Raw genomic sequence first — 21,863 nt, 5'->3', positions numbered from 1 at the left:
GGCAGGTGATGACCGATTGCATCAGCCGCGGCATGGAGGGCACCGGCATCCTGCCCGGTGGGCTGCATGTGCGGCGCCGGGCGCGTGGCATCCACGAGGCGCTGCTGGCCGAGCGCGGGCTGAACATGACCGCGCCGCATACGATCAACGACTGGATGAGCCTCTACGCCATGGCGGTGAACGAGGAGAATGCGGCGGGCGGTCAGGTCGTCACCGCGCCGACCAATGGCGCGGCGGGGGTGGTGCCGGCCGTCATCCGCTACTGGCTCGACCATGTGCCGGGCGCCTCGATCAGCCGGCTCGGGGATTTCATGCTGACCGCCGCCGCCATCGGCGGGCTGGTGAAGCACAACGCCTCGATCTCGGGCGCGGAATGCGGCTGTCAGGCCGAAGTCGGCTCGGCGGCGGCGATGGCTGCGGCGGGGCTGGCCGCCGTTCTGGGCGGCACGCCCGAACAGGTGGAGAATGCCGCCGAGATCGCGCTGGAGCATCATCTGGGCATGACCTGCGACCCGGTCCGCGGGCTTGTGCAGGTGCCCTGCATCGAGCGCAACGGCCTCGGCGCGATCAAGGCGGTGTCCGCCGCCAGCCTCGCCATGCGCGGCGACGGGGTGCATCTGGTCAGCCTCGACGTCTGCATCGAGACGATGCGCCAGACGGGCCGCGACATGCACGAGAAATACAAGGAAACCTCGCTGGGCGGGCTGGCGGTCAACGTGCCGAACTGCTGAGGGCCTGACCGCCGCGCTTGTCCGAGGGGACGCCCCCTGCGGGGCGTCCGGGCCGTCCCCCCGAGCGGCGGCAGCGGAAGAAACCGCTCCCGCCCCTGTCTCAGTGGCTCTCGCGGGCCACCGCATTGCCCCGGCAGCCGACGAGGAAATCGAGGTCCGCCCCGGTATCGGCGCCCTGCACATGGTCGTGGTAGAGCTGCGCATAGCCCCCGTTCGGCCGCGTCACCGGGTTCACCCACTCCGCCCGCCGCCGCGCCAGCTCCTCCTCCGACACCTCCAGATGCAGCCGCCGCCCGGCGACGTCCAGCTCGATGAAATCCCCGCTGCGCACCAGCGCCAGCGTGCCGCCGCGCGCCGCCTCGGGCGAGACATGCAGCACCACCGTGCCGTAGGCCGTGCCCGACATGCGCGCATCCGAGATCCGCACCATGTCGGTGATCCCCTTCCTGAGCACCTTCGGCGGCAGGCCCATGTTGCCCACCTCGGCCATGCCCGGATAGCCGCGCGGGCCGCAGTTCTTCAGCACCATGACGCAGGTCTCGTCGATCTCCAGCGCCTCGTCCTCGATCCGCGCCTTGTAATCGTCGATGTCCTCGAAGACGACCGCCCTTCCCCGGTGCTGCATCAGATGCGGCGTGGCGGCCGAAGGCTTCAGCACCGCGCCATCCGGCGCAAGGTTGCCGCGCAGCACCGCGATGCCGCCCTGCTGGGTCAGGGCGTGCTCCACCGGGCGGATCACGTCCTCGTTCCAGTTCCGCACCTCCTTCACCTCGTCCCAGATCGAGCCGCCGGAGACGGTGAGCGCATCGCGGTTCAGCTTGCCCGCCTCGCCCAGCATGCGGATCACCACCGGCAGGCCGCCGGCATAGAAAAACTCCTCCATCAGATAGGCGCCCGAGGGCATCAGGTTGACGATGGTCGGAATGTCCCGCCCCTGCACGTCCCAGTCATCCAGCGTCAGGTCGAGCCCGACGCGCCCGGCCATGGCCAACAGGTGGATCACCGCATTGGTCGAGCCGCCGATCGCACCGTTCACCCGCATCGCATTCTCGAAGGCGGCGCGGGTCATGATGTCGGAGGGTTTCAGATCGTCCTTCACCATCTGCACGATGCGTCTCCCGGTCAGATGCGCCATCACGCGCCGCCGCGAATCCACCGCCGGGATCGCCGCGTTGCCCGACAGCGCCATCCCCAGCGCCTCGGCCATGCTCGCCATGGTCGAGGCGGTGCCCATCGTGTTGCAGGCCCCGGCCGACCGGCTCATCGAGGCTTCCGCCTCGACGAATTCCGCCGCCGTCATCTCGCCCGCCTTCACCGCTTCGGAGAATTTCCACAGATGCGTGCCCGATCCAACCCGCTCACCGCGGAAATAGCCGTTCAGCATCGGCCCGCCCGAAACGAGGATCGCCGGAATGTCCACGCTCGCCGCCCCCATCAAGAGCGCGGGCGTGGTCTTGTCGCAGCCCGCGAGCAGCACCACCCCGTCGATCGGCTGGCCGCGCAGGCTCTCCTCCACATCCATGGCGCAAAGGTTGCGGAACATCATCGCCGTCGGCCGGAAGGCCGATTCCGACGGCGACATCACCGGGAACTCCATCGGCAGCCCGCCCGCCTCGTAGATGCCATGCGCCACGCGCTCGGCCAGATCGCGCAGATGGGCGTTGCAGGGGGTGAGCTGGCTCCAGGTGTTGCAGATGCCGATCACCGGACGCCCGTCGAACAGGTCGGCGGGCAGGCCTTGGTTCTTCATCCAGGAGCGATGATAGATCGCGTCCTTGGTGGCGCCGCCGAACCACTCCTGCGAGCGCAGCTTGCGGGGCCAGGGGGCGGGGGTGAAGGTCATCGTCAATCCTTTCGCAGCGCGGTCCGCGCCTGTCCTTTCAGAGCACATGCACCTGCGGAACATCGTCCGCAGCAATCGTCAGCCGGTTGGTGAGCGGCAGGCCGAAGGCCTCCGCCTCGATCTCGAACTCGTCGCCCGCCTCGGTGCGGATGCCATCGGCATAGGAGAGCGTCGCCGTGCCGAACATATGCACATGCAGATCGCCCGGTTGGCGGAAGAGCCCGTATTTGAAGTGGTGATGTTCCAGATTTGCGAGGCTGTGCGACATGTTCGCCTCGCCCGACAGGAACGGTTTCTCCCAGATCACCGCGCCGTCGCGCCGGACCCGGCTCATGCCGCGCACGTCGGCGGGCAGGTCGCCCACCAGCAGCTCCGGCCCGAAGGAAGCCGGGCGCAGCTTGGAATGGGCGAGGTAGAGATAGTTGATCCGCTCGGTCACATGGTCGGAGAACTCGTTGGCGAGGCTGAAGCCGATCCGGTGCGGCGTGCCGTCCTCTCCGATCAGGTAGAAGGCCGCGATCTCCGGCTCCTCGCCGCCGTCCAGCGCGAAGGACGGCGAGACCAGCGGCTGCCCCGGCCCCGTCGCCATGACGCCGCTGCCCTTGTAGAACCACTCCGGCTGCACGCCGACGCCATCGGCGGGCTTGCCGCCCTCGATCCCCATGCGGAACATCTTCATGCTGTCGGTCATGCCGGTGACATCGGCATGCATGGCATCCCGCACCGAGGCGCTGCCGAGATGGGTGAGCCCGGTGCCCGTGACATGCATATGCGCCGGATCGGGATGGCGCAGCGGGCAGTCGAGCCAGCCCGCCGCCAGCAGCGCCGCCAGATCCACCGCCTCGCCCTGCCCGCGCGCCGCCACCACCTCGGCCAGCCGCCCGCCCGTGGCGACCGCCTCCTGCGCCAGCTCGAGGATCGTCCCCGCCCCCGGCACCGCGAAGGCGGTCGTCCCCTCGCGGCAGATCACGCCGCCACCGATCAACTGGCTCAGATGCATAAGGTCCTCAGGATTTGGATTTGTTGTAGACATCGAAGATCACCGCCGCCAGCAGCACCAGCCCCTTGATGACCTGCTGATAGTCGATGCCGATGCCGATGATCGACATGCCGTTGTTCATCACCCCCATGATGAAGGCGCCGACGACCGCGCCGACGATGGTCCCCACCCCGCCCGACATCGAGGCCCCGCCGATGAAGACCGCCGCGATCACGTCGAGTTCGAAGGACACCCCCGCCTTGGGCGTCGCGGTGTTCAGCCGCGCGGCGAAGATCAGCCCGGCCAGCGCTGCGAGGAACCCCATGTTGGCGAAGGCGAGGAAGGTCAGCCGCTCGGTCTTGATGCCCGACAGCTTCGCCGCCTTCTCGTTGCCGCCGATCGCATAGATGCGGCGACCGACCGTGGTCGAGTTGGTGACGAACATGTAGAGCACGATGAGGATGCCCATGGTCACCAGCACGTTCGGGATGCCCCGGAAGGTGGCGAGCAGCCAGGTGACATAGAGGATCGCCGCCCCCACCACCAGATTGCGCCCGACAAAGAAGCCGAAGGGCTCATCCGCCATGCCGTAGGCCGCCGCCCGCGCCCGGGCGCCGATCTGCAGCCAGAGGATCGCGGCGACGATCGCCACCCCCACCGCCAGCGCGAAGCCGTTCAGCCGCTCCATCCCCAGCATCGGGGCGACGAAGGGCAGGAAGTCGGGCACGAAGCCGGTGGAGAGCGACTGGAACCCCTTGGAGAACGGCCCGACCGACTTGCCGTTCAACAGCCACAGCGTCGCCCCGCGGAACACCAGCATCCCCGCCAGCGTCACGATGAAGGAGGGGATCTTCCAATAGGCCACCCAATAGCCCTGCGCCGCCCCGATCAGCGTGCCGAGCCCGAGGCTCAGCACGATCACGACAAGCGGGTGCAGGTCCCAGTTCACCATGGCGACGGCGGCGAAGGCGCCGATGAAGCCCGCGACCGAGCCCACAGACAGGTCGATATGCCCCGCCACGATCACCAGCAGCATCCCCAGCGCCATGATGATGATGTAGCTGTTCTGCAGGAACAGGTTGGTCAGGTTCACAGGCCGCATCAGCGTGCCGCCGGTCTGGATCTGGAAGAAGACCATGATGGCCACCAGCGCCAGCAACATGCCGTATTCGCGCATGTGGTGCCGCAGATAGGTCATGGCCGACCGGCTGTCCTGCGGTTTCGCGACATCCGCCATCAGTTGCCCTCCGCCACGCGGTCACCGGCCATGATGCTCTCCATGATCCGCTCCTGACTGGCCTCGGCGCGGTCGAACTCGCCGACGAAGGCCCCCTTGTTCATCACGTAGATCCGGTCGCAGATGCCCAGCAGCTCGGGCATCTCCGACGAGATCAGGATCACCCCGCGGCCCTGATCGGCCAGCGTGTTGATGATCGAATAGATCTCGAACTTCGCCCCCACGTCGATGCCGCGGGTCGGCTCGTCGAGGATCAGCACATCGGGATCGGTGAAGAGCCATTTCGCCAGCACCACCTTCTGCTGGTTGCCTCCCGAAAGGTTCACCACCCGCTGGAAGACCGTCGGCGTGCGGGTGTTCAGCTGGCTCTTGTAATCCTCGGCCACCCGCCGCTCGCGGTTGGCGTCGATCACCCCCCGACTGGAAACGCCGGGCAGGTTCGCCATCGAGGTGTTGCGCAGGATGGTCTCGTCCAGCACGAGTCCCAGCGCCTTGCGGTCCTCGGTGACATAGGCAAGCCCGGCATTGATCGCGGCGGGCACCGAGCTCAGATCCGCCGGCTTGCCGCCGATCGTCACCTCGCCACTGATCTTCGCGCCCCAGCTCCGCCCGAACAGGCTCATGGCGAATTCGGTCCGCCCCGCGCCCATCAGGCCGGCGATGCCCACCACCTCGCCGCGCCGGACGGTGAGGCTGCAATCGCGGATCACCTGCCGGTCCGAATGCAACGGGTGCCAGACCGACCAGTCCTTCACCTGCATCAGCACCTCGCCGATCCGCGGCTCGCGTGCCGGATAGCGATGCGCCATGTCGCGCCCCACCATGTCGCGGATGATCCGGTTCTCGGTGATCTCGCCCCGCTCCATCCCCGAGACGGTAGCCCCGTCGCGCAGCACGGTCAGCCGGTCGGCGACGCGGGAAATCTCGTTCAGCTTGTGGCTGATGAGGATCGAGGTGATCCCCTGCGCCTTGAACTCAAGGAGCAGCTCCAAGAGCGTGGCACTGTCGTTTTCCTGCAGCGCCGCCGTCGGCTCGTCGAGGATCAGGAGCTTCACCTTCTTCGACAGCGCCTTGGCGATCTCCACCAGCTGCTGCTTGCCCACCCCCAGCGTGTCGATCCGCGCCTGCGGGCTCTCGCGCAGGCCGACCTTGGCCAAGAGCGCCTCGGTGCGCTTCCAGGTCTCCTGCCAGTCGATCACGCCGCGCCGGGTGATCTCGTTGCCGAGATAGATGTTCTCGGCGATCGACAGGAGCGGCACCAGCGCCAGCTCCTGATGGATGATGATGATGCCCTTCGCCTCCGAGTCGTGGATGCCGGCGAAGCGGCATTCCTCGCCCTCGAACAGGATCGAGCCCTCGTAGCTGCCATGCGGATAGACGCCCGACAGCACCTTCATCAGCGTCGACTTGCCCGCCCCGTTCTCGCCCACCAGCGCATGGATCTCGCCGGGCACTACGCTCAGGGTCACGTTGTCCAGCGCCTTGACGCCGGGAAAGGTCTTGGTGATGCCGCGCATCTCGAGGATGGGGACCATGGTGCATTCCATTCGTCGAAGGCGGCCCCGTCCCGCGCGGGGGCGGGGCCTGCGCGCGTCACTTCAGGTCTTCGGCCTTGTGATAGCCCGAGTCGATCACGATCTGCTGGTAGTTGGTCGCATCGACCGACACCGGCTCTAGCAGGTAGGACGGCACCACCTTCACCCCGTTGTCATAGGTCTCGGTGTCGTTGATCTCCGGCTCGCCGCCCTGCAGCAGCGCATCGACCATGCCCACCGTCACCCGCGCCAGTTCGCGCGTGTCCTTGAACACCGTCGAATACTGCTCGCCCGCGATGATCGACTTGATCGACTGCAGCTCGGCGTCCTGACCCGAGACGATCGGCATCGCCAGATCGCCCGACCCGTAGCCCACGCCCTTCAGCGACGACAGGATGCCGATGGACAGCCCGTCATAGGGGCTGAGCGCGCCATGCAGCGCCTTGTCGGTGTAATTCGCCGACAGCAGGTTATCCATCCGCGCCTGCGCCACCGCGCCATCCCAGCGCAGCGTGCCGACCTGATCCATCCCCATCTGCCCGGAGGGGATGACGATGTCGCCCGCATCGATCATCGGCTGCAGCACCGACATGGCGCCGTCGTAGAAGAAGAAGGCGTTGTTGTCGTCGGGCGAGCCGCCGAAGAGCTCCACGTTCCACGGCTTCACATCCGGGAACCGCTCCTTCATCCCGTTCACGAGGCTCGTCGCCTGCTGCACGCCCACCTTGAAGTTGTCGAAGGTGGCGTAATAGTCGACGTTGCCAGAGTCGCGGATCAGCCGGTCATAGGCGATCACCTTGATGTCGGAGGCCGCGGCATTCTCCAGCGCGTTCGACAGCGTGGTGCCGTCGATGGCCGCGATCACCAGCACGTTGACGCCCTTGGTGATCATGTTCTCGATCTGGGCAAGCTGGTTCGGGATGTCGTCCTCGGCATATTGCAGGTCCGTGGCATAGCCCGCCGCGGTGAACTGCTCGACCATCGACTCGCCGTCCGAGATCCAGCGGGCCGAGGATTTGGTGGGCATCGCGATGCCGACGGTGCCCTTGTCCTGCGCCAGCGCAGGCGCCGCAGACACCGCGGCCCCAAGCGCAAGCGACGCCAGAACCGACGTGAAACTCTTCATGGTTGTCCTCCCCTGACGCTGGCTGCCGGCGGCTTCTCCTCCCGCGGCTCCAGTGCCTGTTGTCGCCGGACCATGCTGATCCGTAGCGGCAGAGTAGACGCGGGAAACCATACCGTGCAAATGTGATTTCGGATGATCTGCATATGGAAACCGGTATGTCTGCCCTCGCCGCCCGCCTGCACCTCAAGCACCTGCGGCTGATCGCGGCCATCGCCGAGCAGGGCCAGCTCTCGGTCGCCGCAGACCTCCTCGGCATGACCCAGCCCGCCGCCTCGCGCACTCTGGCCGAGGCCGAGGACCGGGTCGGCGCCGCGCTGTTCGAGCGGCATCCCAAGGGCATGCTGGTGACCGATATCGGCGAAAGCCTCGCCCGCCGCGCCCGCAACATCCTCGACGAGTTGAACGACGCCTCGGCCGAGGTGGACCGGCTGCGCTCCGGCCTCGGCGGCGTGGTGCGGATCGGCGCGGTGACCGGCGCCGCGGTCGGCTATGTCGCCCCGGCGATCCGCCACCTGCGCCGCAGCGCTCCCGAGGTGGAGCTGCATGTCGAGGTCTCGACCAGCGACACGCTGATGGCGGGGCTCCTGTCGCTCAGGCACGATATGATCCTCTCCCGCGTCCCGGTCGGCATGTCGCCCGGCGCGCTGACCCTTCGCCGGGCGCGCGGCGAGCAGGTCAGCATCGTCGCCAACATCGCCCACCCCGGCTTCGCCCGCCCGCCGGGCCTCGCCGATCTCGCCGACAACGACTGGGTGATCCAGGGCCCCGGCTCGCCGATCCGCCGCGCCATGGAGGAGGCCTTCCTCGCCCGCGGCGCGCCCCTGCCGCGCAATGTCATCAACACCTCCTCGCTCCTGATGGTGCTCGCCCTGCTGCAAGGCCCCGAGGCGGTGACCCCGGTCAGCCAGGAGGTCGCCGCCCTGCTGACCGCCGGCCACGCCAGCCTCGCGGTGCTGCCCTTGCAGGACCGGATCACGGTGGAGCCCTACTCGCTCATCACCCTGCGCGACCGCCGCCTCTCCCCCGCCGCCGCCCGCTGCCGCGACCTGCTGGCCGATCTGGTGGCCGCCGGCTGACTGTCGCGCCCCTTCCCCTTCATTTTCTGTCCAAAAATATCCCGCGGGGGTCCGGGGGCGCGAAGCCCCCGGCGGCCGACCACATTCCCGCCATTCCCCCTTTACGCACCCGCTTCCGCCAGCTAACGCTGCGTCATGCACTCCACCGACCGCATATTGCCGGGCGTCGCCCTGATGCTCGCCTTCTGCGTGCTGGCGCCGCTGCTCGATGTCTCGTCCAAGCTCGCCTCGGCGACGATCCCGGTGGGCCAGATCACCACGGCGCGGTTCTTGGTGCAGGCGGCGCTGATGCTGCCGGTGGTGCTGGTGATGCGGCTCGGCTGGCGCATGTCGCGCGGGCTCGCCGGGATGATCCTGCTGCGCGCGGTGTTCCTGATCCTGTCGACCTACAGCTTCGTCGCCGCGGTGCAGGTGATGCCGATCGCCGACGCGCTGGCCATCGCCTTCGTCGAGCCCTTCATCCTGCTGATCCTCGGCAAGCTCCTGTTCGGCGACGAGGTCGGGCCGCGCCGGATCGCCGCCAGCGTGGTCGGCTTCGGCGGTGCGCTGCTGGTGATCCAGCCCTCGCTCGCCGCCTTCGGCCTCGTGGCGCTCTGGCCGCTCGGCACCGCCTTCTTCTTCTCCTTCTACATGCTGGCCACCCGGCAGATCTCGCGCAGCATGCATCCGGTGACCATGCAGCTGCACACCTCGCTGGCCGGGCTGGTGATCCTGCTGCCGCTGATGCTGGCGGCCGACCTGCTGGCGATCCCGACGCTCGACCCGGTGATGCCGCGGGGGCTCGACTGGCTCTGGCTGTTCGGCGTCGGCTTCTGGGCGGCGCTGAGCCACATGTGCATGACCTATGCGCTGAAATTCGCGCCCTCCGCCACGCTGGCGCCGCTGCATTATCTCGAGATCGTGGCGGCGGTCGGCCTCGGCTACGCCGTCTTCGGCGATTTCCCCAATGCGATGACCTGGGCCGGGATCGGCGTCATCACCGGCTCCGGCCTCTACATCATCGCCCGCGAGCGCGCCGTGGCGCAGGGCCGCGTCCTCCCGGCGCCAGCGCGCTGAGCACCGCGTCGAGCCTGCGGCGCGGCAGCATCACCAGCATCCCCGGCCCGTCGAGGCAGAGCCGCACCTCCGGAGCCGAGACCTCGTTCGAGGTGCCGATCACCCCGTCGGGCGCGAAATCCAGCCCGTCGATCGGCCAGCGCAGCCCCTCGCTGCGCCCGGTGACCGGGGCCAGCGGGAACAGCGAGAAGCGCTCGCCCACCGCCATGCGCAGCCGCATCTCGGGCGGCGCCGCGAAGACCACATCCTCCGGCCCGATCAAGAGGCACAGCCGGTCCGCCCGCCGCACCAGCCCGTTCATCACCGCCAGCCCATGGTCGATCCGGGCCCCGGCGACCCCCAAGGCCAGCACGAAGGGCGCGTCGATGCTGCGCAGGCATTTGTCGAAGTCGGTGCTGTCCTGATCCGGCAGGTGATGCACCCGCTGCCCCAGCACCGCCCGTCCCGCCTCCGACAGCGAGTCGAGATCGCCGATCACCGCCTCCGGCACATGGCCCAGGGCCAGCGCCCGGTCGCCGCCGCCATCGGCCGCCACCAGCAGCGGCGCGCGGGCCAGGGCAAAGCGCAGGTCGCGGCGGGTCACGGGGCCGCCGGCGATCAGCGTCACCCCTCCGGAAGATTGGACAATCGGCTGATTCATGCAGATACTGTTCTTCATTAAGGTGGGTCGCCGAAGTCGGGCCACAATCAATCCTTCAAATTGCCCCTATCTGTCCATGGAAATGATCATGCGGCACATCAGCTTCCTCCGGGCCAAGGGCAGAAAAGCGAGCATTGGATGATCGGGGCCAGCAAGATCCTCACGGTGAGTTACGGCACCTTCTCCTGCACGTTGGAGGGGTTCGACGAGCCCTTCAACACGATGAAGGCCATCGCCGAGTATTTCCGCGACCTCGCCGCCGACGACCGCTACTTCGGGGCCGAGCCTCCGACGCCGGACGCCGCCATGCTGCACCGCATCGCCGAGCGCGAGATCCATCGCCGCGTCGACGCCCGGGTGGAGGAGAACGGCGTCACCCTTCGCGCCGCCGCCCGCCCGGAACGCGCCGCCCTCGCCGAGCCGCGGGAGGCTGGCCGCGGCCCGACTGCCGCCCCTACCGCCGCCCGGGAGATCGCCACCCGCCCAGAGCCCCTGCAGAGCACCGCCGCCACGCCGGACGACCCGACCCCGGAATCCGAGGCAGCCCCGGCGGCCACCCTGCCGTCCGAGGTCGAGCCGGCCCTGCAAGCCGGGGACCACGAGGCCGATCGAGCGGGGACCGTCGAGGAGACGCCGGGCCTCTCCCTTGAGGCCCCTGCCCTAGCCGACCTCACGCCGGACCCGCAGGCCCAGGAGCACGAGTCGTATCCTGCGATAGAGGGGAATGAGCTGTCGGACCTCGCCCCCGACGCCCCGGCCCGCGCCGAGCATGCGCTGGCCTCTCAGGCCCAGGGCACCGAGGCCGATCCTGCGGCGAATGTGGAAGACCTGCCCGACCTCGCGCTCGACGCCCTGGCCCACGCCGAGCCGGAGCCGATGCCGCCCGAGACCGTGGAGACCGAGGGGGCGGCGCCGGTCGAAGCCCTTGCCGAGGAATCGGTCGAAACGGGTGCCGAGGAACCGGAGGCGCCGGAGCCCCTCGCGAGAACCGCCCAGCCCGAGGAACACCCCGCCCTCGCCGAGATCCTGCAGCGCGCCCGCGCCCGGCTGGCGAGCCTCGGTCGGGAGGAGGCCCATCCCGAGCCCGCCCGTCCCGACGGCGCGGCGCGGCGGCAGCTGGCCGAGGCCGGCGGCGAGGCGGCGCTGGAGCGGATCCTGGAACAGACCGACAGCGAGATGCGCGGCGCGGAAAGCCGCCGCCGGCTCTCGGCGCTGCAGCACCTGAAGGCCGCGGTGGCCGCCACCGTGGCCGAACGGCTGAGCGGCGGCCGCGCCCCGGTGGAGAGCGCCACCCGCATCGATCCCTATCGCAGCGACCTGGCCCGCATCGTGCGGCCGCATCCGGGCCCGACCCCGGCCAATACCGGCGAACCTCCCGGCCCGCTGGTGCTGGTCTCGGAGCAGCGCATCGACCGGCCCGTCCCGGTGCAGACCGCCCAGCCCGCTCCCCAGCCCGCGACGCCACGGCCGGTGCCGCCGCTGATCCGGCCGCGCCGGGTCATCTCGGCCCGCCGCGCCGCCGGTAACCCGGATCAGGACGCCTGATCAGCGCTCGTCGGGCTTCTTCGCCTCGGGGTCGACCTGGCCGATGCCGGTGAACACCGCCTTGAACGGCAGGATCCAGAGGAAGCCGAGCAGCACGTAGATGATCAGCTCCAGCCAGAAGGGCGGGCGCTCCAGCAGGTTCACCAGCGTGACCGCCACCACGATATAGAGCGGCATCCCGACCAGCAGGATCAGCAGCGACAGACGGCGACGGGTCTTGTAGCTCAGAGCCATGCGGCCTCCTTTCAGGATGGACGGGCCGCAACGGCCCGTCCACGCAACCGGTCAGTCCTCGAAGGGGTCGGTGACCAGGATCGTGTCGTCGCGCTCGGGCGAGGTGGAGAGCAGCGCCACCGGGCAGCCGATCAGCTCCTCGATGCGGCGGACGTATTTCACCGCCGCCCCCGGCAGCTGCGCCCAGCTGCGCGCGCCGGCGGTGCTTTCAGACCAGCCTTCCATCTCTTCATAGACCGGCGTGCAGCGCGCTTGCTGGTCGGCGGCGGTCGGCAGATAGTCGAGCCGCACCCCGTCGAGATCATAGCCGACGCAGATCTTCAGCGTCTCGAACCCGTCGAGCACGTCGAGCTTGGTCAGCGCGATGCCCGACATGCCCGAGGTGGCGCAGGTCTGGCGTACCAGCACCGCATCGAACCAGCCGCAGCGCCGCTTGCGCCCCGTCACGGTGCCGAACTCATGCCCGCGCTCGCCCAGACGCTCGCCATCGGCATCCTTCAGCTCGGCCGGGAACGGGCCTTCGCCGACCCGGGTGGTATAGGCCTTCACGATGCCCAGCACGAAATCGATGGCCCCCGGCCCGATCCCGGTGCCGGTCGCCGCCTGCCCGGCGATCACGTTCGACGAGGTGACATAGGGATAGGTGCCGAAGTCGATGTCGAGCAGCGCGCCCTGCGCCCCCTCGAACAGGATGCGCTTGCCGGACTTGCGCGCCTCGGTCAGCACCTTCCACACCGGTTTGGCATAGGGCAGCACCTGCGGCGCGATCTCGCGCAGCTGCGCCAGCAGCGCGTCGCGGTCGATCGGCTCCATGCCGAGCCCGCGGCGCAGCGCGTCGTGATGCATCATCAGCCGGTCGACCCGCAGCGCCAGCGTCGCCTCGTCGGCGAGGTCTGCGACGCGGATCGCGCGGCGACCCACCTTGTCCTCATAGGCCGGGCCGATGCCGCGGCCGGTGGTGCCGATCTTGGCGACCGAATTCTGGCTCTCGCGCGCCCGATCGAGCTCGCCATGCAGCGGCAGGATCAGCGGCGCGTTCTCGGCCACCATCAGGTTCTCCGGCGTGATGTCGACGCCCTGCGCGCGCAGCTTGTCGATCTCCATCACCAGATGCCACGGGTCGAGCACCACGCCATTGCCGATCACGCTCAGCTTGCCGCCGCGCACGATTCCCGAGGGCAGCAGCGACAGCTTGTAGACCTTGCCGTCGATCACCAGCGTATGGCCCGCGTTGTGCCCGCCCTGGAAGCGCGCAATCACATCGGCACGCTCCGAGAGCCAGTCGACGATCTTGCCTTTTCCCTCGTCACCCCATTGGGCGCCCACGACGACGACATTGGCCATGTCTGATCCTTAGCTTGAGTAAAACCCGGCTCCCCTATAGACGCAGCCCCCCGCCGGTGAAACAGCTAAATCGTCGCCAAGGGCCGTGCTGCCCGCCTTGCCGGGCCGCGGATCGGGACGGAAAGCCGCGAAGGGCTTGCGGCCATCGGCGCTTGGTCCTAGATAGGCGCGTCAGTACCGGAAAGCCCTGCCCGCATGGAAAACGTCGTTCTCACCGTCCATCTCATCCTCGCGCTGCTGCTGGTCGGCATTGTGCTCGTGCAGCGCTCGGAAGGCGGTGGCCTCGGCATGGGCGGCGGCGGCGGTGGCGGCGCCATGTCGGGCCGCGCGGCGGCCAACGTCATGACCCGGCTGACTTGGATCCTCGCGGCGGCCTTCATCGGCACCTCGATCACCCTGACGATCTTCGCCGCCAGCGACTCGGCCGGCACCTCGGTCATCGACCAGATCGGCGGCTCGGCCCCGGCTCCGGCAACGCCCGAAGCGCCGCTAGGCACCGACCTGCTGCCGCCCGCGCCGACCAACGCCCCGCTGACCCCGCCGCGCGCCGATGATGCGGCCGCCCCGGCGACCGAAGCGCCTGCGACGACTACCGAAGCGCCCGCCGCACCGGCCACCGAGGCTCCGGCGACCGAAGCTCCGGCCACGGAAACCCCGGCGACCGAGACGCCTGCCCCGGCAGCGACCGAAGCTCCCGCCGTCGAGACCCCGGCAGAACTGGCCCCGGCCCCCGAAGCAGAAGCTCCGGCAGCGGCGCCTGCCGCTCCCGAGGCCGCCGCTCCGGCGACCGAGGCTCCGGCCACTGGCGCCGTCGTTCCGCCCGCTCCGGCGACCGGCGCGGGCAACTAAGCCCGCTTCCACTACCTTTTGATCGGCCTGCCAGAAGAACGACAGCATCTTGCGGTCGGGTTGCGGATCGCATTGCGATCGGTTATATCTCGACTCCCGTGATGATGCGATTCCGGCGACCGGATTGCAGCACTGAAACAGACATTCACGGGGGCCCCCACCGCATGGCACGATACGTTTTCATCACCGGCGGAGTTGTGTCCTCCCTGGGCAAGGGCCTCGCCTCCGCGGCCCTCGGCGCCCTCTTGCAGGCGCGCGGCTTCTCGGTCCGCCTGCGCAAGCTCGACCCCTACCTGAACGTCGATCCGGGCACGATGTCGCCCTTCGAGCATGGCGAGGTCTTCGTCACCGACGACGGCGCCGAGACAGACCTCGACCTCGGCCATTACGAGCGCTTCACCGGCGTCTCGGCCCGCAAGACAGATTCCGTCTCCTCCGGCCGGATCTACTCCAACGTGCTGGAGAAGGAGCGCCGCGGCGACTACCTCGGCAAAACCATCCAGGTCATTCCGCACGTCACCAACGAGATCAAGGACTTCCTCGCCGTCGGCGAGGATGAGGTCGATTTCATGCTCTGCGAGATCGGCGGCACCGTCGGCGACATCGAGGGCCTGCCCTTCTTCGAGGCGATCCGCCAGTTCGCCCAGGACAAGCCGCGCGGCCAGTGCATCTTCGTCCACCTGACGCTCCTGCCCTATGTCACCGCGAGCGGAGAGCTGAAGACCAAGCCCACCCAGCACTCGGTGAAGGAGCTGCGCTCCATCGGCATCGCCCCCGACGTGCTGCTGCTGCGCTCCGAACATCCGATCCCGGACAAGGAGCGCGAGAAGATCGCCCTGTTCTGCAACGTGCGGAAAGAGGCGGTCATCGCCGCCCCCGACCTCAAGACGATCTACGAGGCTCCGCTCGCCTATCACCGCGAGGGCTTCGACCAGGCCGTGCTCGACGCCTTCGGCATCTCTCCCTCGCCCAAGCCGAACCTCGCGCGCTGGGAAGACGTGATGGACCGGCTGACCCATGCCGAGGGCGAGGTCCGCGTCGCCATCGTCGGCAAGTACACCCAGCTGGAAGACGCCTACAAATCCATCGCCGAGGCGCTTACCCACGGCGGGATGGCCAACCGCACCCGGGTGAAGGCCGAATGGATCGACGCCGAGATCTTCGAGCGCGAGGACCCGAGCCCCTATCTGCAGGGCTTCCACGCCATCCTCGTCCCCGGCGGCTTCGGCGAGCGCGGCACCGAGGGCAAGATCCGCGCGGCGCAATATGCCCGCGAGAAGGGCATCCCCTATCTCGGCATCTGCCTCGGCATGCAGATGGCGGTGATCGAGGCGGCGCGCAACCTGGCGCATCTGACCGACGCGGGGTCGGAGGAATTCGACCACGAGGCCGGCAAGAAACGCTTCACCCCGGTGGTCTATCACCTGAAGGAATGGGTGCAGGGCAACCACGTCGTCGAGCGCAAGCACAGCGACGACAAGGGCGGCACCATGCGGCTCGGCGCCTATACCGCCGCGCTGACCCCCGGCTCACGCGTGGCCGAGGTTTACGGTGCGGTGGAGATCGAGGAACGCCACCGCCACCGCTACGAGGTGGACATCAAATATCGCGAGCAGCTGGAAACCTGCGGCCTCAGCTTCTCCGGCATGAGCCCCGACGGCCGCCTGCCCGAGATCGTCGAGATCAAGGACCATCCCTGGTTCATCGGCGTACAGTTCCACCCCGAACTGAAGTCGAAACCCTTCGCCCCCCACCCGCTGTTTGCCGATTTCGTCCGCGCCGCGGTCGAGGTGAGCCGGCTGGTCTGAGGCGGGTGGGGTGAAACCCCACCCCTACGCCGACCGGGCAAGCTCCCGTAGGGTGGGGTTTCACCCCACCCACCGCGCAACCCCCGCCAAATGAAAACGCGGCCGGCATCGCTGCCGACCGCGCTCACAACCCCATAAAACCCCGTCAGAACCCGAAGGTCACCCGGCGGGTCAGGCCGATGCGGACTCCGTACTGGTCCTCGTCCTGGGTGATCGGGCTGTCGGCCGCGTCGTTCTGCAGCCGGGTCCAGCTGGCCGCCGCCTCGATGCCCCAACTGTCGTTCAGCGCATAATTCGCCTCGACCTCGATCCCGGCGCCCAGCAGGCCGCCGCCGGCGTCGAAGGCGCTCAGGTCGCCGCCGCTGGCCACGGGCTCGGCCGCGCTCACCCCGAAATAGGTATCGGCGAACTTGCTGCTGCCCAGCTGCAGCCGCGGGCCGCCGCTCAGTGTCAGCCGGTCGCTCGGGCGGAAGATCAGGTTGCCGCCCAATTCGCCCACCAGCGACTCGTGCCCGACAACGCCATAGCGCATGTCGGCGAAGAGCTCGTAGTTGCGCGCCGTGTAGGACATGCCGAGCCCCAGCTCCAGCGCCCGCTCGACATCCTCGAGCCCGGTCAGCTCGTCATGATCGTCCGAGGAACGCTCGCCGATGTAGCGCAGCGAGCCGCGCAGGCCGAAGCCCTCGCGCAGCGCCGCCGGGTCGTTCGAGCCCAGCGCGAAGCCGCCCAGCCGCAGGGCGTTCAGCGAGAAGGCGAGGTCGGGCCGCGCCTCGTAATCGTCGGAGCCGAAATAGGCCGGTCCCATCGCCGCACCGCCGCGCAGGGTGAAGGCGAGGCCGTTGCGCGCCGGCGCCGGAACGGCGATTGGGGCCGCGACGACGGGCTCTTCCGCAACGGGGGTCGGGCCGCCTGCGAAGGCCGCCGTGCCCAGCGCTAGCGCCGCCGTGCAGAGGGGAGCGAGGATCAAGCGTTGCATGGAAGTCCTTCCGTTCGTCGACAATGCCACGGACCCGCGCTCAAGCGTGGCGCCCGTGCGAAGAAGGTACGCGGAAACCCCCGGTAATCAAGGGATCGGCCCGCATTGTTTCGCATGATCGGCGGCCCGCGGCCAATAGGTCACGCAACGCCCCGTAGGACGGGGTTCCACCCCACCCTGGCGCAACGGAAGGCGCGCAGCTTCCGGCGCAAGGTCCGACGGCGGTCGGCCCCTCCTCCCCCTTTCCCCGCGCCGCCGGCTCGTGCTACCCCTGCCCGACCGAAGGAGCCTGCGCATGAAAAAGCAGATCATCTGCATCAACTGGGGTACGCGCTACGGGCCGCGCTTCATCAACCGGCTCTATGCCATGGTGGCGCGCAACATCACGCCGCCCTTCTCCTTCACCTGTTTTACCGACAGTGATCAGGGCGTGCGGCCCGAGGTCGATTGCCAGCCGCTGCCGCCGCTCGATTTCGTGATGCCGAAGAACACCAAGGGCAAATGGCCCAAGGCCCGGCTCTGGAGCAAGACGCTTGGCACGCTGACCGGGCCGGTGCTGTTTCTCGACCTCGATCTGGTGATCACCGGAAATCTGGACGAGTTCTTCAGCTACGGTGATCCCGATCAGGTGATCCTCGCCCGCAACCCGGCCAAGCCCTTCGAGCGGGTCGGCCAGACCTCGGTCTTCCGCTTTCCGGTCGGCAAGCTTTACCCCCTGCAGGAACGCTTCCTCGCCGATCCGCAGGCGGTGGCCGACGAATACCGCTACGAGCAGCGCTTCGTCACCCGCAACGCGCCGGGCGGGGTGGAGCTGTTTCCGCACCGCTGGGTGCAGCATTTCCGCTACCAGTGCATGCCGACCTTCCCGCTGAATCTGGCGCTGGAGCCTCGGTTGCCCGAAGGCACCAAGATCGTCATCTTCCCCGGCGGCGTACTGCCGGAACACGCGATCCGCGGCGGCTGGGCCGGGCGCGAGGGATGGAGTTTGGGTCAGCATCTGCGCGGCGTGACCGAGCGGCACGAGGACGGCTCGCGCTGGCGCTACCTGCGGCACTACATCAAGCCGACCAAATGGGTCGAGGATGTCTGGCATGAATGAGGCGGCGACGGCTGCACGGGCCGTGCATGCGCCGTGCATCGGTCGTGCATCGTCGATCTAACGGAGAACGGGGCGGATGCTCTCCTATCAACATCTCTACCACGCGGGCAATCTCGCGGATGTCCACAAGCATGCGCTGCTCTGCGTCATGCTCGATTACCTGACGCAGAAGGACAAGCCGGTCAGCTATATCGAGACCCATGCCGGTCGCGGGCTCTACGATCTGGCCGCGCCCGAAGCGGTGAAGACCGGCGAGGCGGCGCAGGGGATTTCCGTTCTGGAACAGGCCTTTGCCAAGGATCACCCCTACCGGCGGCGCCTATCCGAAGTCCGCGCCCAGCATGGGCCCGAGGCCTATCCCGGCTCGCCGCTCCTCGCAGCCCTGTCGCTGCGCGAGACCGACACGCTGCATCTGGCGGAGCTGCATCCTCAGGAACACCAGATGCTGACGCGCAACCTGCTGCCCTGGGGCGCGCATATCCATCAGGCGGACGGCTTCCAGCAGGCCCTTGCCCTGACGCCCCCCACCCCGCGCCGGGGGCTGATGCTGATCGACCCGAGCTTCGAGGTGAAGGCCGATTACACCAACATTCCCAAGCACATGGCTGCGCTGAACCGCAAGTGGAATGTGGGCGTCATCGCGCTCTGGTATCCGCTGCTCCCCAATGCCCCGCATCGCGCGATGCTGGAAGCGCTGGAGCAGCAGTTCCCCGAAGCCCTGCGCCACGAGGTCCGCTTCCCCCCGGTGCGCGATGGGCACGGGCTGGTGGGCTCGGGCATGTTCATCGTCAACGCGCCCTGGGGCACGGAGGCCGAAGCGAAGGAATTGACGCGCATCTTCAACGGCTTGTCGCGCTGATCGCCGGAAAGACGATCCCCGTTGGCAGGCGCGCGCGACCGACCTATATAAGGCGGATGTTCGACGCATTGATCCGCCGCCTCACGGCGCCCGCCCCCAACCGTCTGCCCGAACCCGAGGCGGATCTTGCCCTTGCGGCGCTGCTCGTGCGGATCGCGCGGGCCGACGGCCATTATGCCGAGGCCGAGATCGACCGCATCGACAAGGTGCTGATCGCGCGGCACGGCCTGTCGCCCTTCGAGGCGGCGAAACTGCGGCGCGAGGCCGAGGCCTTCGAGGCCGAGGCCCCCGACACCGTCCGCTTCACCCGCGCCCTGAAGGACGCGGTGGCGGTGGACGACCGCGCCTCGGTGATGCAGGCGCTCTGGGCCGTGGCGCTGGCCGATGGCGGGCGCGACGACGAGGAGGATCAGGTGCTGCGGCTGGTGTCGAACCTGCTGGGGCTCACCGATCAGGAGTCGGCCTTGGCGCGACAGCGGGCGGAGCGGCGGGAGTGACCGCCTCCCTGCCGATGTACGACCGGGCCGAGACGGCGGCGGCCAATGACCGGCTCTGGGCCGGCATCCGCGACCGCCTGCGCCAGGCCGGGATCGACGCCCCCGAAGCGCTGAACCGCGACCTGCCCGAGATGATGCCGCACTGGCTCTCGCCGGATCTGGTCTTCTCGCAGACCTGCGGCTTTCCCTATCGCGCCAAGCTCCACCACCATGTCACGCTGGTCGGAACCCCCGACTACGGGCTCGAGGGCTGCCCGCCCGGCCATTACCACTCGGTCTTCGTGGCGCGGCGGGACGATCCGCGCGAGGGGTTGCAGGCCTTCGACGGCGCGCGTTTCGCCTATAACGACGGGCTGTCGCAATCCGGTTGGGCGGCGCCGCAGGTCCATGCCGAAGGGTTGGGGATCTCGCTGCCCGCCAGCCTGTGCAGCGGCGGGCACCGGCAGTCTGCCCATGCCGTGCTGGAGGGCGCGGCCGATCTGGCGGCGCTGGACGCCGTTACCTGGCGGATGCTGGGCCGCTGGGAGCCGGAAATGGCCGGGCTGCGGGTGATCGCGCACACCGAGCCGACGCCGGGCCTGCCGTTCATCACCGCCGCCGCCCGCTCGGCCGATGTGGTCTTCGCCGCCGCCGAAGCGGCGATCGAGGCGCTGTCGCCGGAGGACCGCGATGCGCTCGGGCTGCGGGGGCTGGTGCGCATCTCGCCCGAAACCTATCTCGCCGTGCCCAACCCGGCGGCGGTTGCGCCGGAACCGCCCATCAATTGAGCAACTGCCCCCTGTGACCACCAGAATGCCCGTTGCATTGGCGCCCGAATTGCGCCCTACTCCGAGCTGTGACCAAGGAACAAGCGAGTAACCGTGACCGCCCGACCAAGCCCAGACAGCCGGACGACCGCCCCCCCCGTCGCTGCCCCCGTCATCGAAATCCGCAACCTCCACAAAAGCTATGGCAGCCTTGAGGTGTTGAAGGGAGTCGACATGGCGGCGCCCCGGGGCCATGTCGTGTCGCTGATCGGCTCCTCCGGGTCGGGCAAGTCGACGCTGCTGCGCTGCTGCAACCTGCTGGAGGACAGCCAAGAGGGCGACATCCTGTTCGAGGGCGAAAGCGTGCGCTGGAAGGGCGAAGGCCTCAACCGCCACCCCGCCGACCGCGCCCAGGTGATCCGGATCCGCACCAATCTGTCGATGGTGTTCCAGCAGTTCAACCTCTGGTCCCACATGACCATCCTGCAGAACGTGATGGAGGCGCCGGTCACCGTGCTCGGCCGCCCGCGCGACGAGGTGGAGGCCGCGGCCCGCAAGTATCTCGACAAGGTCGGCATCGGCGAGAAATGCGACGCCTATCCGGCCATGCTCTCGGGCGGCCAGCAGCAGCGCGCGGCCATCGCCCGCGCGCTCTGCATGGAGCCGCGCGCTCTCCTGTTCGACGAGCCGACCTCGGCGCTCGACCCCGAGCTGGAGCAGGAGGTGGTGCGCGTCATCAAGGCGCTGGCCGAGGAAGGCCGCACCATGCTGCTGGTCACCCATGACATGCGCCTTGCCGCCGACGTGTCGGACCACGTCGTCTTCCTGCATCAGGGCAGGATCGAGGAAGAGGGCCCGCCGGACGTGCTGTTCGGCTCGCCGAAGACCGACCGCCTGCGGCAGTTCCTCTCCGCCACCGCCTGACAACCACCCAAAAAAGCCAACCGGGAGTACCCTATGACCAAGCTGATCCTGACCACCGCCCTTCTCGCGCTGACCGCGGGCGGCGCCTTCGCCCAGCAGACCGTGCGCATGGGCACCGAGGGCGCCTACCCTCCCTACAACTTCATCAATGACGCCGGCGAGGTCGACGGGTTCGAGCGTGAGGTCGGCGACGAGCTGTGCAAGCGGGCCGAGCTCACCTGCGAGTGGGTCACCACCGACTGGGACAGCATCATCCCCAACCTGCAGTCCGGCAACTACGACACGATCATCGCGGGGATGAGCATCACCGAAGAGCGCGACAAGGTGCTGGACTTCACCCAGAACTACTTCCCGCCGGCGGTCTCGGCCTATGCCGCGCTGACCGCGGATGCGGATGTGAAATCGGGCGTCGTCTCGGCGCAGGTCGGCACCATCCAGGCGGCGCATGTCGCTGAATCGGGCGCGACCGTGCTGGAATTCGCCACGCCGGATGAAAGCGTCGCCGCGGTGCGCAACGGCGAGGCCGACGCGGTCTTCGCCGACAAGGACTACCTCGTGCCGATCGTCGATGAATCCAACGGTGAATTCTCCTGGGCCGGCGAGGACGTCCAGCTCGGCGGCGGCATCGGCATCGGCATGCGCGAGAGCGACACCGAGCTGCGGGCCAAGTTCGACGCGGCGATCCAGACCATGAAGGATGACGGCACGCTGAACACGCTGATCACCAAGTGGTTCGGCCCCGAAGCCCAGACCTTCTGA

Annotated in this window: 21 protein-coding genes; 12 read left to right on the top strand and 9 right to left on the bottom strand. The window is 68.5% G+C overall.

The features are described from left to right. Positions 1-731, top strand: a 731-nt coding sequence (locus C5F48_RS10150) for an L-serine ammonia-lyase (RefSeq protein WP_107663797.1), incomplete at its 5' end; no start/stop codon positions are given. Between the two features lie 100 nt (positions 732-831). Here the strand turns inward: C5F48_RS10150 and araD are convergent. From araD to chvE, 5 genes are read right to left on the bottom strand one after another with little or no spacing between them, the layout of a single operon-like run. Beyond that, positions 832-2,574, bottom strand: coding sequence for an L-arabinonate dehydratase (araD, locus tag C5F48_RS10145; RefSeq protein ID WP_107663795.1), 1,743 nt, complete (start codon positions 2,572-2,574; stop codon positions 832-834). A 37-nt stretch (positions 2,575-2,611) separates the two neighbouring features. Further along, positions 2,612-3,574 (bottom strand): AraD1 family protein, encoded by a 963-nt coding sequence (gene araD1, locus C5F48_RS10140; RefSeq protein ID WP_107663794.1) that lies wholly within the window; start codon positions 3,572-3,574, stop codon positions 2,612-2,614. Between the two features lie 7 nt (positions 3,575-3,581). Further along, entirely contained in the window at positions 3,582-4,790 is a 1,209-nt protein-coding gene (mmsB, locus tag C5F48_RS10135) for a multiple monosaccharide ABC transporter permease (protein WP_107663793.1), read from the bottom strand. Continuing rightward, positions 4,790-6,325: a multiple monosaccharide ABC transporter ATP-binding protein gene (gene mmsA / locus C5F48_RS10130; protein ID WP_107663792.1), complete on the bottom strand. Its 1,536-nt coding sequence runs from the start codon at positions 6,323-6,325 to the stop codon at positions 4,790-4,792. Before mmsA ends, mmsB begins: the two co-directional genes overlap by 1 nt. 58 nt (positions 6,326-6,383) lie before the next feature. Beyond that, positions 6,384-7,451 (bottom strand): multiple monosaccharide ABC transporter substrate-binding protein, encoded by a 1,068-nt coding sequence (gene chvE / locus C5F48_RS10125; protein ID WP_107663791.1) that lies wholly within the window; start codon positions 7,449-7,451, stop codon positions 6,384-6,386. 155 nt (positions 7,452-7,606) lie between these two features. On the opposite strand from chvE, the gene C5F48_RS10120 reads away from it, so the two are divergent. Then, a complete protein-coding gene (locus tag C5F48_RS10120) occupies positions 7,607-8,527 on the top strand; it encodes a LysR family transcriptional regulator (RefSeq protein WP_170139668.1) in 921 nt (306 codons plus the stop codon). 135 nt (positions 8,528-8,662) lie between these two features. Continuing rightward, a complete protein-coding gene (locus tag C5F48_RS10115; protein WP_107663789.1) occupies positions 8,663-9,583 on the top strand; it encodes a DMT family transporter in 921 nt (306 codons plus the stop codon). Here C5F48_RS10115 and C5F48_RS10110 read toward each other — a convergent pair. Then, positions 9,525-10,223 (bottom strand): thiamine diphosphokinase, encoded by a 699-nt coding sequence (locus tag C5F48_RS10110; RefSeq protein ID WP_107663796.1) that lies wholly within the window; start codon positions 10,221-10,223, stop codon positions 9,525-9,527. The two genes, C5F48_RS10115 and C5F48_RS10110, sit on opposite strands and share 59 nt — an antisense overlap. A gap of 138 nt (positions 10,224-10,361) precedes the next feature. On the opposite strand from C5F48_RS10110, the gene C5F48_RS10105 reads away from it, so the two are divergent. Next, positions 10,362-11,768 carry a hypothetical protein gene (locus C5F48_RS10105; RefSeq protein WP_107663788.1) on the top strand — a complete coding sequence of 469 codons (1,407 nt, stop codon included), beginning with the start codon at positions 10,362-10,364 and terminating at the stop codon, positions 11,766-11,768. Here C5F48_RS10105 and C5F48_RS10100 read toward each other — a convergent pair whose 3' ends face one another. After that, positions 11,769-12,002: a DUF2842 domain-containing protein gene (locus C5F48_RS10100; RefSeq protein WP_107663787.1), complete on the bottom strand. Its 234-nt coding sequence runs from the start codon at positions 12,000-12,002 to the stop codon at positions 11,769-11,771. Between the two features lie 51 nt (positions 12,003-12,053). After that, entirely contained in the window at positions 12,054-13,346 is a 1,293-nt protein-coding gene (locus C5F48_RS10095) for an adenylosuccinate synthase (RefSeq protein ID WP_107663786.1), read from the bottom strand. A 195-nt stretch (positions 13,347-13,541) separates the two neighbouring features. On the opposite strand from C5F48_RS10095, the gene secG reads away from it, so the two are divergent. Together secG and pyrG are read left to right on the top strand one after the other, a co-directional pair. Continuing rightward, positions 13,542-14,195 (top strand): preprotein translocase subunit SecG, encoded by a 654-nt coding sequence (secG, locus tag C5F48_RS10090; protein WP_107663785.1) that lies wholly within the window; start codon positions 13,542-13,544, stop codon positions 14,193-14,195. 164 nt (positions 14,196-14,359) lie between these two features. Beyond that, positions 14,360-16,003, top strand: coding sequence for a CTP synthase (gene pyrG / locus C5F48_RS10085; protein ID WP_107663784.1), 1,644 nt, complete (start codon positions 14,360-14,362; stop codon positions 16,001-16,003). A 145-nt stretch (positions 16,004-16,148) separates the two neighbouring features. Here the strand turns inward: pyrG and C5F48_RS10080 are convergent, their stop codons facing one another. Beyond that, the gene (locus C5F48_RS10080) at positions 16,149-16,979 is read right to left on the bottom strand and encodes a MipA/OmpV family protein (protein ID WP_107663783.1); all 831 of its coding nucleotides are present in this window, start codon (positions 16,977-16,979) and stop codon (positions 16,149-16,151) included. A gap of 295 nt (positions 16,980-17,274) precedes the next feature. On the opposite strand from C5F48_RS10080, the gene C5F48_RS10075 reads away from it, so the two are divergent. The 6 genes from C5F48_RS10075 to C5F48_RS10050 all read left to right on the top strand — a co-directional run bounded on the left by C5F48_RS10075 (position 17,275) and on the right by C5F48_RS10050 (position 21,863). Continuing rightward, the gene (locus C5F48_RS10075) at positions 17,275-18,078 is read left to right on the top strand and encodes a glycosyl transferase (RefSeq protein WP_107663782.1); all 804 of its coding nucleotides are present in this window, start codon (positions 17,275-17,277) and stop codon (positions 18,076-18,078) included. A gap of 76 nt (positions 18,079-18,154) precedes the next feature. Next, the gene (locus tag C5F48_RS10070; RefSeq protein ID WP_107663781.1) at positions 18,155-18,937 is read left to right on the top strand and encodes a 23S rRNA (adenine(2030)-N(6))-methyltransferase RlmJ; all 783 of its coding nucleotides are present in this window, start codon (positions 18,155-18,157) and stop codon (positions 18,935-18,937) included. 56 nt (positions 18,938-18,993) lie between these two features. Further along, positions 18,994-19,434, top strand: a complete 441-nt coding sequence (locus tag C5F48_RS10065; RefSeq protein WP_107663780.1) for a tellurite resistance TerB family protein — start codon at positions 18,994-18,996, stop codon at positions 19,432-19,434. Further along, the gene (locus C5F48_RS10060; protein ID WP_107663779.1) at positions 19,431-20,201 is read left to right on the top strand and encodes a phosphate/phosphite/phosphonate ABC transporter substrate-binding protein; all 771 of its coding nucleotides are present in this window, start codon (positions 19,431-19,433) and stop codon (positions 20,199-20,201) included. The genes C5F48_RS10065 and C5F48_RS10060 overlap by 4 nt, the downstream gene beginning before the upstream one ends. A gap of 93 nt (positions 20,202-20,294) precedes the next feature. Then, complete coding sequence (locus C5F48_RS10055) at positions 20,295-21,104, top strand: ABC transporter ATP-binding protein (protein ID WP_107663778.1); 810 nt, start codon at positions 20,295-20,297, stop codon at positions 21,102-21,104. A gap of 33 nt (positions 21,105-21,137) precedes the next feature. After that, positions 21,138-21,863 carry a transporter substrate-binding domain-containing protein gene (locus tag C5F48_RS10050; RefSeq protein WP_107663777.1) on the top strand — a complete coding sequence of 242 codons (726 nt, stop codon included), beginning with the start codon at positions 21,138-21,140 and terminating at the stop codon, positions 21,861-21,863.

Source organism: Cereibacter changlensis JA139 (assembly GCF_003034985.1).
GTDB classification, from domain to species: Bacteria; Pseudomonadota; Alphaproteobacteria; order Rhodobacterales; family Rhodobacteraceae; genus Cereibacter; species Cereibacter changlensis.
The sequence above is the reverse complement of the archived record's forward strand: the minus strand, read 5'-3'. Positions and strand labels throughout refer to the sequence as shown.

What these genes read in the sequence shown, in the direction of transcription:
- C5F48_RS10115 (WP_107663789.1), top strand. Translation starts at nt 8,663, where the DNA reads ATGCACTCCACCGACCGCATATTGCCGGGCGTCGCCCTGATGCTCGCC.
- araD1 (WP_107663794.1), bottom strand. Translation starts at nt 3,574, where the DNA reads ATGCATCTGAGCCAGTTGATCGGTGGCGGCGTGATCTGCCGCGAGGGG.
- C5F48_RS10050 (WP_107663777.1), top strand. Translation starts at nt 21,138, where the DNA reads ATGACCAAGCTGATCCTGACCACCGCCCTTCTCGCGCTGACCGCGGGC.
- C5F48_RS10100 (WP_107663787.1), bottom strand. Translation starts at nt 12,002, where the DNA reads ATGGCTCTGAGCTACAAGACCCGTCGCCGTCTGTCGCTGCTGATCCTG.
- mmsA (WP_107663792.1), bottom strand. Translation starts at nt 6,325, where the DNA reads ATGGTCCCCATCCTCGAGATGCGCGGCATCACCAAGACCTTTCCCGGC.
- C5F48_RS10105 (WP_107663788.1), top strand. Translation starts at nt 10,362, where the DNA reads ATGATCGGGGCCAGCAAGATCCTCACGGTGAGTTACGGCACCTTCTCC.
- C5F48_RS10075 (WP_107663782.1), top strand. Translation starts at nt 17,275, where the DNA reads ATGAAAAAGCAGATCATCTGCATCAACTGGGGTACGCGCTACGGGCCG.
- secG (WP_107663785.1), top strand. Translation starts at nt 13,542, where the DNA reads ATGGAAAACGTCGTTCTCACCGTCCATCTCATCCTCGCGCTGCTGCTG.
- C5F48_RS10080 (WP_107663783.1), bottom strand. Translation starts at nt 16,979, where the DNA reads ATGCAACGCTTGATCCTCGCTCCCCTCTGCACGGCGGCGCTAGCGCTG.
- C5F48_RS10065 (WP_107663780.1), top strand. Translation starts at nt 18,994, where the DNA reads ATGTTCGACGCATTGATCCGCCGCCTCACGGCGCCCGCCCCCAACCGT.
- pyrG (WP_107663784.1), top strand. Translation starts at nt 14,360, where the DNA reads ATGGCACGATACGTTTTCATCACCGGCGGAGTTGTGTCCTCCCTGGGC.
- C5F48_RS10095 (WP_107663786.1), bottom strand. Translation starts at nt 13,346, where the DNA reads ATGGCCAATGTCGTCGTCGTGGGCGCCCAATGGGGTGACGAGGGAAAA.
- araD (WP_107663795.1), bottom strand. Translation starts at nt 2,574, where the DNA reads ATGACCTTCACCCCCGCCCCCTGGCCCCGCAAGCTGCGCTCGCAGGAG.
- mmsB (WP_107663793.1), bottom strand. Translation starts at nt 4,790, where the DNA reads ATGGCGGATGTCGCGAAACCGCAGGACAGCCGGTCGGCCATGACCTAT.
- C5F48_RS10120 (WP_170139668.1), top strand. Translation starts at nt 7,607, where the DNA reads ATGTCTGCCCTCGCCGCCCGCCTGCACCTCAAGCACCTGCGGCTGATC.
- C5F48_RS10070 (WP_107663781.1), top strand. Translation starts at nt 18,155, where the DNA reads ATGCTCTCCTATCAACATCTCTACCACGCGGGCAATCTCGCGGATGTC.
- chvE (WP_107663791.1), bottom strand. Translation starts at nt 7,451, where the DNA reads ATGAAGAGTTTCACGTCGGTTCTGGCGTCGCTTGCGCTTGGGGCCGCG.
- C5F48_RS10110 (WP_107663796.1), bottom strand. Translation starts at nt 10,223, where the DNA reads ATGAATCAGCCGATTGTCCAATCTTCCGGAGGGGTGACGCTGATCGCC.